Origin of the sequence: Pseudomonas sp. FP2338, from assembly GCF_030687515.1 — a bacterium.
GTDB lineage: Bacteria > Pseudomonadota > Gammaproteobacteria > Pseudomonadales > Pseudomonadaceae > Aquipseudomonas > Aquipseudomonas salomonii.
In genome coordinates this window covers 1484845-1498910 of the sequence record NZ_CP117436.1, presented here as the reverse complement: position 1 = coordinate 1498910, position 14066 = coordinate 1484845, and the positions used below count along the sequence as shown (strand labels likewise).

Annotated in this window: 10 protein-coding genes; 8 read left to right on the top strand and 2 right to left on the bottom strand. The window is 61.3% G+C overall.

Annotation, left to right across the window (positions count from 1 at the left end):
- The first annotated feature begins 212 nt into the window (after window positions 1-212).
- From map to dapC, 3 genes are all read left to right on the top strand, one after another.
- Window positions 213-995, top strand: coding sequence for a type I methionyl aminopeptidase (map, locus tag PSH96_RS06720; RefSeq protein WP_032877377.1), 783 nt, complete (start codon window positions 213-215; stop codon window positions 993-995).
- A 66-nt stretch (window positions 996-1061) separates the two neighbouring features.
- Entirely contained in the window at window positions 1062-3764 is a 2703-nt protein-coding gene (locus tag PSH96_RS06715; protein ID WP_056857539.1) for a [protein-PII] uridylyltransferase, read from the top strand.
- 146 nt (window positions 3765-3910) lie between these two features.
- Window positions 3911-5110 carry a succinyldiaminopimelate transaminase gene (dapC, locus tag PSH96_RS06710; protein ID WP_305458353.1) on the top strand — a complete coding sequence of 400 codons (1200 nt, stop codon included), beginning with the start codon at window positions 3911-3913 and terminating at the stop codon, window positions 5108-5110.
- A 12-nt stretch (window positions 5111-5122) separates the two neighbouring features.
- Here the strand turns inward: dapC and PSH96_RS06705 are convergent, their stop codons facing one another.
- Window positions 5123-6766 carry a Na+/H+ antiporter gene (locus PSH96_RS06705; RefSeq protein WP_305458351.1) on the bottom strand — a complete coding sequence of 548 codons (1644 nt, stop codon included), beginning with the start codon at window positions 6764-6766 and terminating at the stop codon, window positions 5123-5125.
- Between the two features lie 279 nt (window positions 6767-7045).
- Between PSH96_RS06705 and PSH96_RS06700 the strand changes: the two genes are divergently transcribed.
- The 4 genes from PSH96_RS06700 (at window position 7046) to PSH96_RS06685 (ending at window position 10099) form a co-directional block, all read left to right on the top strand.
- The gene (locus PSH96_RS06700; RefSeq protein ID WP_231982825.1) at window positions 7046-7354 is read left to right on the top strand and encodes an arsenate reductase; all 309 of its coding nucleotides are present in this window, start codon (window positions 7046-7048) and stop codon (window positions 7352-7354) included.
- 31 nt (window positions 7355-7385) lie between these two features.
- Window positions 7386-8420 (top strand): 2,3,4,5-tetrahydropyridine-2,6-dicarboxylate N-succinyltransferase, encoded by a 1035-nt coding sequence (dapD, locus tag PSH96_RS06695; RefSeq protein ID WP_017137134.1) that lies wholly within the window; start codon window positions 7386-7388, stop codon window positions 8418-8420.
- A gap of 63 nt (window positions 8421-8483) precedes the next feature.
- Window positions 8484-9689, top strand: a complete 1206-nt coding sequence (locus tag PSH96_RS06690; RefSeq protein WP_305458349.1) for an aminotransferase class V-fold PLP-dependent enzyme — start codon at window positions 8484-8486, stop codon at window positions 9687-9689.
- A complete protein-coding gene (locus tag PSH96_RS06685; protein WP_305458347.1) occupies window positions 9686-10099 on the top strand; it encodes a SufE family protein in 414 nt (137 codons plus the stop codon). Before PSH96_RS06690 ends, PSH96_RS06685 begins: the two co-directional genes overlap by 4 nt.
- Before the next feature lie 115 nt (window positions 10100-10214).
- Here PSH96_RS06685 and tcdA read toward each other — a convergent pair whose 3' ends face one another.
- Window positions 10215-11024: a tRNA cyclic N6-threonylcarbamoyladenosine(37) synthase TcdA gene (gene tcdA / locus PSH96_RS06680; RefSeq protein ID WP_370694327.1), complete on the bottom strand. Its 810-nt coding sequence runs from the start codon at window positions 11022-11024 to the stop codon at window positions 10215-10217.
- Between the two features lie 217 nt (window positions 11025-11241).
- On the opposite strand from tcdA, the gene PSH96_RS06675 reads away from it, so the two are divergent.
- A complete protein-coding gene (locus PSH96_RS06675; protein ID WP_305458345.1) occupies window positions 11242-13833 on the top strand; it encodes a glycosyltransferase in 2592 nt (863 codons plus the stop codon).
- Window positions 13834-14066 lie beyond the last annotated feature (233 nt).

Sequence of the window (14066 nt, the reverse complement as noted above, 5' to 3'; positions counted from 1 at the left end):
AATCACATTTGCCGGCGACCGCGTTCGCGTAACCCCTTGAATAGAGCCAACATACCCCTACTCTATAGAGAGAAGCGATCATCAGAGGCTCATGATTTGACGCCAGCGTCTGTTAGAATCGCGTTTTTTGAGGCTTGTGCGAATTTCGTAACCATTTGTCGCACGCCCGTAAACCGTATTGATTTCAGCGCGCCGCGCTAGAGAGAGCCTGTATGACCGTTAGTTTGAAAACCGCCGAAGACATCGCCGGCATGCGCATTGCCGGCAAACTGGCTGCCGACGTGCTGGAAATGATTGCCGAGCATGTCAAACCAGGCGTCACCACCGAAACCCTGAACCAGATCTGCCACGACTATATAGTCAACGTGCAGAAGGCCATCCCTGCCCCCCTGAACTACAAGGGCTTCCCCAAGTCGATCTGCACCTCGGTCAACCACGTAGTCTGCCACGGAATTCCAGGCGACAAGCCGTTGAAGGACGGCGATACCCTGAACATCGACGTTACCGTGATCAAGGACCGCTATTTCGGCGATACCAGCCGCATGTTCCACGTCGGCAATGTGCCGGTCTGGGCTGAGCGCCTGTCCCAGGTCACCCAGGAATGCATGTACAAGGCGATCGAGATCGTAAAACCTGGCTGCCGCCTGGGCGATATCGGTGAAGTGATCCAGAAGCACGCAGAGAAGAACGGCTTTTCGGTGGTGCGCGAATTCTGCGGCCACGGTATCGGCACCGTATTCCACGAAGAACCGCAGATTCTGCACTACGGCCGCGCCGGCACCGGCATGGAACTCAAGGCAGGCATGACCTTCACCATCGAGCCGATGATCAACCAGGGCAAGGCCGACACCAAGGTGCTGGGCGACGGCTGGACCGCCATCACCAAGGACCGCAAGCTCTCGGCCCAGTGGGAACACACCCTGCTCGTCACCGAAACCGGCTACGAGATCTTCACCCTGCGCGCAGACGACACGATCCCTCGCGTCTCGGCGTAATGGTTGCCTCGGTTTTCCAGCTACACCGTTGTGACTGACTCCATAGACAGATAGGAAAGCCGATCGATGCCCCAGGTGGATCCCGAACTCTTCGACCGTGGCCAGTTCCAGGCCGAACTGGCCCTGAAGGCAAGCCCCATCGCCGCCTTCAAGAAGGCTATCCGCCAGGCCCGCGAGGTGCTCGATGCGCGCTTTCGCAGCGGCCGCGACATTCGTCGGCTGATCGAGGACCGCGCCTGGTTCGTCGACAACATCCTGCAAAAGGCCTGGGAACAGTTCAGTTGGAGTGAAGACGCCGACATCGCCTTGGTGGCGGTCGGCGGCTACGGTCGCGGCGAGCTGCATCCCTACTCCGACATCGACCTGCTGATCCTGCTGGACAGTGCCGACCATGAGATCTTTCGCGATTCCATCGAGCGTTTTCTGACGCTGTTGTGGGATATCGGCCTGGAAGTCGGCCAGAGCGTGCGCTCGGTGGACGAGTGCGCCGAAGAAGCGCGCGCCGACCTCACCGTGATCACCAACCTGATGGAAAGCCGCACCATCGCCGGCCCCGAACGCCTGCGCCAGCGCATGCTGGAGGTCACCAGCACTGCGCATATGTGGCCGAGCAAGGAGTTCTTCCTGGCCAAGCGTGCCGAGCAAAAAGCCCGGCACCACAAGTACAACGACACCGAATACAACCTGGAGCCCAACGTCAAAGGCTCACCGGGCGGGCTGCGCGACATCCAGACCATCCTGTGGGTGGCCCGTCGCCAATACGGCACCCTCAATCTGCGCGCCCTGGCCGGCGAAGGCTTTCTGGTCGAGAGCGAAAATGCCCTGCTGGCCTCGTCCCAGGAGTTCCTGTGGAAGGTGCGTTACGCCCTGCACATGCTCGCCGGGCGCTCCGAAGACCGCCTGCTGTTCGACCACCAGCGCTCCATCGCCACCCTGCTGGGGTTTGAAGGCGAAGACGCCAAAACCAGCATCGAAAGCTTCATGCAGCAGTATTACCGCGTGGTCATGAGCATTGCCCAGCTCAGCGACCTGATCATCCAGCACTTTGAAGAAGTGATTCTGGCCCCGGAGGACGAAGCCCCGCCTCTGCCGATCAACTCGCGCTTCCAACTGCACGACGGCTATATCGAGGCGCGCAACGACAATGTGTTCCGCCGCACACCGTTCGCCATGCTGGAAATCTTCGTGCTGATGGCCCAGCAGCCGGAAATCAAAGGCGTGCGCGCCGATACCATCCGCCTGCTGCGGGAAAACCGTCACCTGATCGACGATGAATTTCGCAACGATATCCGCAACACCAGCCTGTTTATCGAACTGTTCAAGTGCAAGATCGGCATCCACCGCAACCTGCGGCGCATGAACCGTTACGGCATCCTCGGCCGCTACCTGCCGGAGTTCGGCTTTATCGTCGGGCAGATGCAACACGACCTGTTCCACATCTATACCGTGGACGCCCACACGCTCAATTTGATCAAACACCTGCGCAAGTTGCAGTACACCCAGGTGTCGGAAAAATTCCCGCTGGCCAGCAAGCTCATGGCCAAGTTGCCCAAGCCCGAACTGATCTACCTGGCCGGCCTGTACCACGATATCGGCAAAGGCCGGCATGGCGACCACTCCGAAGTGGGCGCGGTCGATGCCGAAGCCTTCTGCCAGCGCCACCAACTGCCGCTGTGGGACAGCCGCCTGATCGTCTGGCTGGTGCAGAACCACCTGGTGATGTCGACCACCGCCCAGCGCAAAGACTTGTCCGACCCGCAGGTGATTCATGACTTTGCCGGGATCGTCGGCGATGAAACCCGCCTCGATTACCTCTACGTGCTGACCGTCTCCGACATCAACGCCACCAACCCGACACTGTGGAACTCCTGGCGCGCCAGCCTGTTGCGCCAGCTCTACACCGAGACCAAGCGCGCTCTGCGCCGTGGCCTGGAAAACCCGGTGGACCGCGAGGAGCAGATCCGCCGCACCCAAAGCGCGGCCCTGGATATCCTGGTGCGCGGCGGTAACGACCCGGATGACGTCGAACAGCTATGGTCGCAACTGGGCGATGATTACTTCCTGCGCCACACCGCCGGCGACGTGGCCTGGCACAGTGACGCGATCCTGCAGCAGCCGGCCGACGGTGGGCCACTGGTGCTGATCAAGGAAACCACCCAGCGTGAATTCGAGGGCGGCACGCAGATCTTCATCTACGCGCCGGACCAGCACGACTTCTTCGCCGTGACCGTGGCCGCCATGGACCAGCTCAACCTGAACATCCATGACGCGCGGGTTATCACGTCCAGCAGCCAGTTCACCCTCGACACCTATATCGTGCTCGACACCGAAGGCGACTCGATCGGCGACAACCCCGCACGCGTGAAAAAGATCCGTGAAGGCCTTACCGAGGCTTTGCGCAACCCGGACGACTACCCGACCATCATCCAGCGTCGGGTACCGCGCCAGCTCAAGCACTTTGCGTTTGCGCCCCAGGTGACCATTTCCAACGACGCCCAGCGCCCGGTCACAGTGCTGGAACTCAGCGCACCCGACCGCCCAGGCTTGCTGGCGCGCATCGGCGGGATCTTCCTGGAATTCGACCTGTCGTTGCAAAACGCCAAGATTGCGACCCTGGGAGAGCGCGTGGAAGACGTGTTTTTCATTACCGACGCCGACAACCAACCGCTGTCCGACCCGCAGCTGTGCCTGCGCTTGCAGGAAGCCATCGTGCAGCAGTTGAGCGTGACCCAGGAACCGGGTGTCGAGCTGACCAGACTGACCATTTGATTTTTAACGTCCCAGTGGGCACGGTCCCTGTGGGAGCTGGCTTGCCTGCGATGCGGGCGCCGCGGTGCATCTGGTACACCGCAGCGATGCGATCGCAGGCAAGCCAGCTCCCACAAAAGGCCGCACTCATCTTGATCGAGGCTTACATGAACAACGCCCTGAACCAGCTCCAGCCCTACCCGTTCGAGAAACTGCGCGCCCTGCTCGGCAGCGTCACGCCCAACCCGGACAAACGCCCGATTGCGCTGTCGATCGGCGAGCCGAAGCACAAATCCCCAGCCTTCGTAGCCAAGGCCCTGGCGGATAACCTTGACCAGATGGCGGTGTACCCGACCACTCTGGGCATCCCGGCCCTGCGCGAGGCCATCGGTGCCTGGTGCGAGCGGCGCTTCAACGTGCCCACAGGTTGGCTGGACCCGGCGCGCAACATCCTGCCGGTCAACGGCACCCGCGAGGCGCTGTTTGCCTTCACCCAAACCGTGGTCAACCGCGCCGATGATGCACTGGTGGTCAGCCCCAACCCGTTCTATCAGATCTACGAAGGCGCTGCGTTCCTGGCCGGGGCCAAGCCGCATTACCTGCCGTGCCTGGACAGCAACGGTTTCAACCCGGATTTCGATGCGGTAACGCCAGACATCTGGAAGCGCTGCCAGATCCTGTTCCTGTGCTCACCCGGCAACCCGACCGGCGCGTTGATCCCGGTCGAGACCCTGAAAAAGCTCATCGCCCTGGCCGACGAATACGACTTCGTGATCGCCGCCGACGAGTGCTACAGCGAGCTGTACTTCGACGAACAAACCCCGCCGCCAGGCCTGCTCAGCGCCTGCGTGGAACTGGGCCGCCAGGATTTCAAGCGTTGCGTGGTGTTCCACAGCCTGTCCAAGCGCTCCAACCTGCCGGGCCTGCGCTCGGGTTTCGTGGCTGGCGATGCCGATATCCTCAAGGCCTTCCTGCTGTACCGCACTTATCACGGTTGCGCGATGCCGGTGCAAACCCAGCTGGCCAGCATTGCTGCCTGGCAGGATGAAGCTCACGTATTGGCCAACCGTGACATGTATCGGGAGAAATTCGACGCCGTGCTGGCCATTCTCAAGCCAGTGCTGGATGTACAAGCCCCAGACGGCGGCTTCTATCTGTGGCCGAACGTGAAGGGCGACGATGCCGCGTTCTGCCGTGACTTGTTTGTGGAAGAACACGTGACCGTAGTGCCGGGCTCGTACCTGTCGCGCGAAGTCGACGGCTTCAACCCGGGTGCCGGGCGCGTACGCCTGGCGCTGGTGGCGCCGTTAGCGGAGTGTGTGGAAGCGGCAGAACGGATTCGGGACTTCGTCAACCGCCGTCGGTAAGCACCGTCCGGGTCACTTCACGTGACCCAGATTCGCCTCACTCATATCCAGATCCGCCAATACTTCGCGCAACACGTCATCACCAATCTGGTGATGACGGCTCAAGCTGTACAACTCCAAGCGCTGCGCGCGCAGGGCCTTGAGGCGCAATTTGCGTTCAAGCAAGTCCATCTGGTGCGCCAGCGCCTGAGCTTCGGCTGAATCGTTGAATAATTCCAACTGATGACGGTACTCCGACATTAGCCGCGCCTTTAGCTCGGTCGCGAGTGCTGCCTGCGCGGCGTCTGGGGTTTCGGTTTCGGCAGGCTCGTCCGCTTCCAGCGCGTGGATGGCGGCTACGGCGGTCTTTTTCCACGCCTCGCGCACTTCGTTATGGCGCTTTTCATCGGGGCTTTGCTCGATACCGCGCAGCAGCAACGGCAACGCAATGCAGGCGGCCACCAGCGACAGCAGGATTACCCCGGCGGCGATGAAGATCAGCAGGTCGCGCTCCGGAAAACCCTGACCCGGCGCCAGCAGCAAAGGCACCGACATCACACCCGCCAACGTGACCGCACCGCGCACGCCACCCACGGTCAACAGCCAGCAGGAGCGGGCCGTGGGCACGAGCGTCAATTCGCTTTTCCCACGTAGCCGCCGCAACAAGCCCGACAGCCGCCAGATGCTCTGCACCCAGACAAACCGCAACACCACCAGCACCAGAAAAATCGCGACCACATCCAGGCAGCGATACAACAGGGTCGGCCACAGTGTTGGCTCATGGCTGACCACGGCCTTGATGATATCCGGCAGTTGCAGGCCCAACAGCAGGAAAATCAGGCCATTGAAGGCAAACTCCAGCAGCGACCAGACACTGCGGTTGAGCAAGCGCGTGCTGGTCTGGCGCGGCAGCAGGTCGAGCCAGCTTTGCATCATGCCCGCCGCCACCGCTGAGAGAATCCCCGAGGCGCCCAGGCGCTCGGCCAGCACATAGGCCGCGAACGGCAGCAACAACATAAACACCACATGCGTCGCCGGGTCGTCCCAGCCACGGGCAATCATCCAGGCGCGCAAACGACCGACCAACCAGCTCAGCGCCACGCCTACCGCGAGGCCGCCCACCGCTACCAACACGAAGGTCAGGCTGGCATCCGCCAGGGAAAATACGCCGGTCAACGCGGCCGCCAGGGCGAACTTGAAGGTCACCAGGCCCGACGCGTCATTCATCAGCGCCTCACCTTGCAGCATATGCATCAAAGGTTTTGGCAGGCGATTTTGGGAAATGGCCGACACCGCCACGGCGTCAGTCGGGGACAATACGGCCGCCAAGGCGAAGGCCACCGGCAACGGGATCGTAGGCAATAGCCAATGAATGAAGTAACCGGCGCCCACCACGGTAAATAGCACCAGCCCCACCGCCAGCGTAAGGATCGGGCCTCTGAGCCGCCAGAGTTCGCGCTTGGGCATGCGCCAGCCATCGGAGAACAGCAACGGCGGCAGGAACAGAAACAGGAACAGCTCCGGGTCCAGCGCTACGTGCAGCCCCAGCGTCGGCCAGGCCAGCAAGGCCCCGGCGGCAATCTGCACCAAAGGCAGCGGCAGGGGAATAATGCGCCCGACAAGGCGCGAAACGCTGACCAGCATCAGCAGGATAAGAACGGTGTAGGCGGTTTGCATAACGCGGGTTTCCCGGACAATCGACTTGCTATGACACCGATCAGGCAACAACTGGCCGTTGAAGTGCCATATTAACCGGCTATGTTACCCCCATGGCTGCGCAACGCGCTTTTGCACATAAGTCGCACTGAAGCATCGGCAAGTATGACGAGCGGCACCCAAACCCGCTGGCCGTGGCATAATCCGTGACCTTTAACTTTCATACGTCCAAAGAGGGGCAATTCCTTGACCGCTTCAAGCAAAACCTTGCACCTTTTCGGCATCAAAGCCTGCGACACCATGAAAAAGGCGCGCACCTGGCTCGATGAGCACGCTGTGAGCTATGAGTTCCACGACTACAAAACGGCCGGTATCGACCGCGAACACTTGACCCAATGGTGCAATGAGCACGGTTGGCAGGTGGTTTTGAACCGTGCGGGCACCACCTTTCGCAAACTCGAAGACGAACGCAAAGCCGATCTCGATCAGTCGAAAGCCATTGAATTGATGCTCGCACAACCCTCGATGATCAAGCGCCCGGTGCTCGATCTCGGTGACAGAACCCTGATTGGCTTCAAGCCAGATAGTTATTCGGCGGCCCTCAAGTAGGCCAGCCTTCCATTTTTGTAGAGGTAACAGCATGTCCAATTCCCTGTTCAGCCTGGGCTTCGGCGTCGGCACTCAGAACCGCCAAGGTGCTTGGCTGGAAGTGTTTTACGCACAACCGCTGCTCAACCCGTCGGCCGAGATCGTTGCCGCCATCGCGCCGATCCTCGGTTACACCGAGGGCAACCAGGCTATTACCTTCACCGTGAGCCAGGCGCTGCAACTGGCTGACGCGCTCAAAGGTGTCGACACGGCCCAGGCCGCACTGCTCAGCCGTCTGGCCGAAAGCCACACCCCATTGGTCGCGACCTTGTTGGCCGAAGACGCCGCACTGACCTCCACGCCTGAGGCCTACCTCAAGCTGCACTTGCTGTCCCACCGCCTGGTCAAGCCCCACGGCCTGAGCCTGGCCGGTGTGTTCCCGCAGTTGCCGAACGTGGCGTGGACCAGCCAGGGCGCAATCGACATCAACGAACTGGCCGAACGCCAACTGGAAGCACGCCTGCGTGGCGAGCTGCTGGAAGTGTTCTCGGTGGACAAGTTCCCGAAAATGACTGACTACGTAGTGCCAGCTGGCGTGCGCATCGCTGATGCCGCGCGCATCCGCCTGGGTGCCTACGTGGGCGAAGGCACCACCGTGATGCACGAAGGTTTCGTCAACTTCAACGGCGGCACCGAAGGCCCGGGCATGATCGAAGGCCGCGTATCGGCAGGCGTGTTCGTCGGCAAGGGTTCGGACCTGGGCGGCGGTTGCTCCACCATGGGCACCCTGTCGGGCGGCGGCAACATCGTGATCAAGGTGGGCGAAGGCTGCCTGATCGGCGCCAACGCCGGTATCGGTATCCCGTTGGGCGACCGCAATACCGTGGAATCAGGCCTGTACGTGACTGCCGGCACCAAGGTTGCCCTGCTCGACGAGCACAACCAACTGGTCAAAGTGGTCAAGGCCCGCGAACTGGCCGGCCAGCCGGACCTGCTGTTCCGTCGCAATTCCCAGACCGGTGCCGTGGAGTGCAAAACCCACAAATCGGCGATCGAACTGAACGAAGCGCTGCACGCTCACAACTAAGCAGCCACTCGATGCCACTAGCGGGCCCCAAATCTGGGGCTCGCTTATACGAGTCTTAAGACCATGCTTGTGCCCTCCCCCTGGCGCGCCGATTTCCCGGCCATCGCCACCCTGCAACGGCAAGACCAGACCTACCTGGACAACGCCGCCACCACACAAAAACCCCAAGCCCTGTTGGATGCCATCAGCCATTACTACGCCAATGGCGCAGCCAATGTGCACCGTGCCCAGCATTTGCCGGGGGCTCACGCGACCCAGGCGTTTGAAGACAGTCGCAGCAAGGTCGCGCAGTGGTTGAACGCAGGTGACAGCGGGCAGATCGTGTTTACCCACGGCGCGACGTCTGCGCTGAACCTCTTGGCCTATGGCCTTGAGCACTTATTCAATGCGGGTGATGAAATTGTCATCAGCGCCCTGGAACACCACGCCAACCTGCTGCCCTGGCAGCAACTGGCCAAACGTCGCGCGCTCACCCTGGTGGTATTGCCCCTGGACGATGATGGCGTGATAGACCTGCAGGCCGCCGCCGAGTTGATCGGCCCGCGCACACGCCTGCTGGCGGTAAGCCAGCTGTCCAACGTGCTCGGCGCCTGGCAGCCGCTGGAAGCGCTGATAGCGCGGGCCAAGGCCTACGGCGCGCTGACCGTTATCGATGGCGCCCAAGGCGTCGTCCACGGCCGCCACGATGTACAGGCCCTGGGGTGCGACTTCTATGTATTTTCCAGCCACAAGCTGTATGGCCCGGACGGCGTGGGTGTGCTGTATGGCCGCAACGAAGCCCTGCATCACCTGCGCCACTGGCAGTTTGGCGGCGAGATGGTGCAACAGGCGGACTACCACAGCGCCAGCTTCCGCCCTGCCCCGCTGGGTTTTGAAGCGGGCACGCCGCCGATTGCCAGTGTGATTGGCCTGGGCGCCAGCCTGGATTACCTGAGTTCGTTGGATCAGCCAGCGGTGATCGCCCATGAAGCGGCGCTGCACGACTACCTGCTGCGCGGCTTGAACGCACGCAATGGCGTCCGCGTCCTGGGTTCGCCGCACGTAGCCTTGGCCAGCTTTGTGGTGGAAGGCGTGCACAACGCCGACCTCGCTCACCTGCTGACCGAGCAAGGCATTGCCGTGCGCGCCGGGCACCACTGCGCAATGCCGTTGCTCAAAGGCATGCACTTGTCCGGGGCAATCCGTGTGTCCCTGGCGCTGTACAACGACTCCGATGACCTGGAGCGCTTTTTTGAAGCGCTGGATCAGGCGCTGGATATGTTGCGATGAGCCTGCCAACCGAAGCCGCGGCTGCGCTGGAAGCCTTCCAAGCGGTCGGCAGTTGGGAACAGCGCGCGCGGATGCTGATGCAATGGGGCGAACGCCTGCCCGCCTTGGCGGATGCGGACAAAATCGACGCCAACCTGGTGCAGGGTTGTGAAAGCCTGGTGTGGCTGGTGGGGCATTTGGAGGACGGCCATTGGCAGTTCGCCGCCAGCAGCGATGCGCGGATGATTCGTGGGTTGGTGGCGTTGCTGCTGGCACGGGTCAATGGGTTGTCGGCAAGTGAGTTGCAGGCCGTTGACCTGCCGGACTGGTTTGCTCAACTGGGGCTTTCCCGGCAGTTGTCGCCGTCGCGCAGTAATGGCTTGAATGCTGTGCTGCAGCGCATGCGGGCATTAAGCCTTACACAAAACTAAAGGTGGGAGCTGGCTTGCCTGCGATGCAGACACCTCGGTTTATCAGTTAAACCTCGTTGATGCTATCGCAGGCAAGCCAGCTCCCACATTTTAGAGTTGCACCAGGCAGTGGCATTCAGGCGGGTTTAACCCGCTCCGAAGGCCGACGCCCCCCCGCCACAATCTTATCCACCGCCTTGGTCGCCGCCACCATGCCGAACGTGGCCGTGACCATCATCACCGCGCCAAACCCACCGGCGCAGTCCAGCTTCACGCCGTCACCGACGAAACTCTTCTGCAAACAAATGCTGCCGTCCGGCTTGGGATAGCGCAGTTGTTCGGTAGAGAACACACACGGCACGCTGTAATGGCGGGTCACGGTGCGCGAAAAGCCGTAGTCGCGGCGTAGCGTGGAGCGCACTTTCGAGGCCAGCGGGTCGTTGAAGGTGCGGTTCAAGTCGCAGACCTGGATCAGCGTCGGGTCGATCTGCCCGCCGGCGCCGCCGGTGGTGATGATCTGGATCTTGCGGCGCTTGCACCAGGCGATCAGTGCGGCCTTGGCGTTGACGGCGTCGATGCAGTCGATCACGCAATCGATATTCGGCGTGATGTACTCGGCCATGGTGTCGCGCGTGACGAAGTCCGCCACCGCGTGCACCGTGCAGTCCGGGTTGATGCCGCGCAGGCGGTCGGCCATCACTTCGACCTTGGGCTTGCCCACAGTGCTGTCCAGGGCGTGCAACTGACGATTGCTGTTGCTGACGCAGACATCGTCCAGGTCAAACAGCGAGATCTCGCCCACGCCGCAACGGGCCATGGCTTCCGCCGCCCAGGAGCCCACGCCGCCAACGCCGACGATCGCCACATGGGCCGCTTTCAAGCGTTCCAGGCCTTCAATGCCATACAAGCGGGCGACGCCTGCAAACCGTGGATCTTCTGTGCTCATGACCATTACCCCAAAAACCGGCGCGCATTATGGACTACGCAGCGACAAGTTCGAAGCTTCCAGCTACAAGTAAAGAACTTAGAGGGTCTTTCGCTGACTAACGTCCGGCTTTTCTCTGTCTGCTGTACGCTCAGTTGAAGGCCGGTGTAGGATGCGCGCCGTTCGGCGTAGGCCGACACCTCTTTTCGTTCCACACCCTTTGGAACCCGAAATAGCCATGTCATCGCGTAAATTTGGACTCAACCTGGTGGTAGTGCTGGCAATTGCCGCGCTGTTTACCGGCTTCTGGGCGCTGATCAACCGCCCGGTCACCACCCCTAACTGGCCTGAACAGATCTCCGGGTTCTCCTACTCGCCGTTCCAACAAGGCCAGTTCCCGCAGAAAGACCAGTACCCCACTGACGACCAGATGCGCCAGGACCTGGCGATCATGAGCAAGCTGACGGACAACATCCGTACTTACTCGGTGGACGGTACGTTGGGCGATATCCCCAAACTGGCCGAAGAGTTCGGCCTGCGCGTGACCCTGGGGATCTGGATCAGCCCGGACCTGGAACGCAACGAGCGTGAAATCCAGCGCGCCATCGAGATCGCCAACACCTCGCGCAGCGTTGTGCGCGTGGTGGTCGGTAACGAGGCATTGTTCCGCGAAGAAATCACCCCAGAGGCGCTGATCGTGCTGCTGGACCGGGTGCGCGCCGCCGTGAAAGTGCCGGTGACCACCTCCGAGCAATGGCACATCTGGGAAAAGAACCCACAACTGGCCAAGCACGTCGACCTGATCGCCGCGCACATCCTGCCGTTCTGGGAATTCATCCCCATGGACAAGGCCGGCCAGTACGTACTGGACCGCGCCCGAGACCTGAAAAAGCTGTTCCCGAAAAAGCCGCTGCTGCTCTCGGAAGTGGGCTGGCCGAGCAACGGCCGTATGCGCGGTGGCAATGAAAGCTCGCCGGCCGACCAGGCGATTTACCTGCGCACGCTGGTCAACAAGCTCAACCGCCAGGGTTACAACTACTTCGTGATCGAGGCATTCGATCAGCCGTGGAAAGTCAGTGACGAAGGTTCGGCGGGTGCCTATTGGGGCGTTTATAACGCTGCGCGCCAGCAGAAATTCAACTTTGAAGGCCCGGTCGTCGCCATTCCGCAATGGCGCGTGCTGGCCATCGGCTCGGTGGTGCTGGCACTGCTCTCGCTGACCCTGCTGATGATCGACGGCTCGGCCCTGCGCCAGCGTGGCCGTACCTTCCTGACCTTTATCGCCTTCCTCTGTGGTTCGGTATTGGTGTGGATCGGCTACGACTACAGCCAGCAATACAGTACCTGGTTCAGTGTGACGGTTGGCATCTTGCTGGCCCTTGGTGCGCTGGGCGTGTTTATCGTGTTGCTCACCGAAGCCCACGAACTGGCGGAAGCGGTGTGGACCCACAAGCGCCGGCGTGAATTCCTGCCGGTGGAAGGCGATTCGCACTACCGCCCGAAAGTCTCGATCCATGTGCCGTGCTACAACGAGCCGCCGGAGATGGTCAAACAGACCCTCGACGCCCTGGCCGCCCTCGATTACCCGGACTTCGAAGTCCTGATCATCGATAACAACACCAAGGACCCGGCGGTGTGGGAGCCGGTGCGCGACTACTGCGAAACCCTCGGCCCGCGCTTCAAGTTCTTCCACGTCTCGCCCCTGGCCGGTTTCAAGGGCGGCGCGCTGAACTACCTGATTCCGCACACCGCCAAGGATGCCGAAGTGATCGCGGTGATCGACTCGGACTACTGCGTGTCGCCCAACTGGCTCAAGCACATGGTGCCGCACTTCGCCGACCCGAAAATCGCCGTGGTGCAGTCGCCGCAGGACTACCGCGACCAGAACGAAAGCACCTTCAAGAAGCTCTGCTACGCCGAATACAAAGGCTTCTTCCATATCGGCATGGTCACCCGCAACGACCGCGACGCGATCATCCAGCACGGCACCATGACCATGACCCGTCGCTCGGTGCTCGAGGAACTCGGCTGGGCCGACTGGTGCATCTGTGAAGACGCCGAACTTGGCCTGCGGGTATTCGAAAAAGGCCTGTCGGCAGCGTATTACCACGACAGCTACGGCAAGGGCTTGATGCCGGATACCTTTATCGACTTCAAGAAGCAGCGTTTCCGCTGGGCCTACGGCGCGATCCAGATCATCAAGCGCCACACCGCCAGCCTGTTGCGCGGCAAGGGCACCGAGCTGACCCGTGGCCAGCGTTACCACTTCCTCGCGGGCTGGTTGCCGTGGGTAGCGGATGGCATGAACATCTTCTTCACCGTCGGCGCCCTGTTGTGGTCGGCGGCGATGATCATCGTGCCGACCCGTGTTGACCCGCCGCTGCTGATTTTCGCGATCCCGCCGTTGGCGTTGTTTGTGTTCAAGGTTGGCAAGATCATCTTCCTCTACCGCCGTGCGGTGGGTGTGAACTTGAAAGATGCGTTCTGCGCGGCGCTGGCCGGGCTGGCGTTGTCACACACCATCGCCAAGGCGGTGCTGTATGGCTTCTTCACCACCAGTATTCCGTTCTTTCGCACACCGAAAAACGCCGATAACCACGGCTTCTGGGTAGCCATTTCCGAAGCCCGCGAAGAGATGTTCATCATGTTGCTGTTGTGGGGCGCCGCACTGGGGATTTACCTGGTGCAGGGCCTTCCGAGCAATGACATACGCTTCTGGGTGGTGATGCTGCTGGTGCAATCGCTGCCGTATGTGGCGGCGCTGATCATGGCGTTCCTGTCGTCGCTGCCAAAACCTGCACCTAAGGTTGAGCCGGCAACCGCTGAGTAAAAACTTGCGCAATGCACTAAACGGCGGCCTCTGGCCGCCGTTTTGCTATAAGATAACGGCCGTTTTACGAGACTTGGCCAGGCCCTGCTTTCTGTGGGAGCTGGCTTGCCTGCGATAGCATCGCCGCGGTGTACCTGCCAGACCGCGGCGTCTGCATCGCAGGCAAGCCAGCTCCCACTTTGAACCCTGTTGTATCCACATTCGTCCTGCGCGCCCATTACACGCTTCCCGGA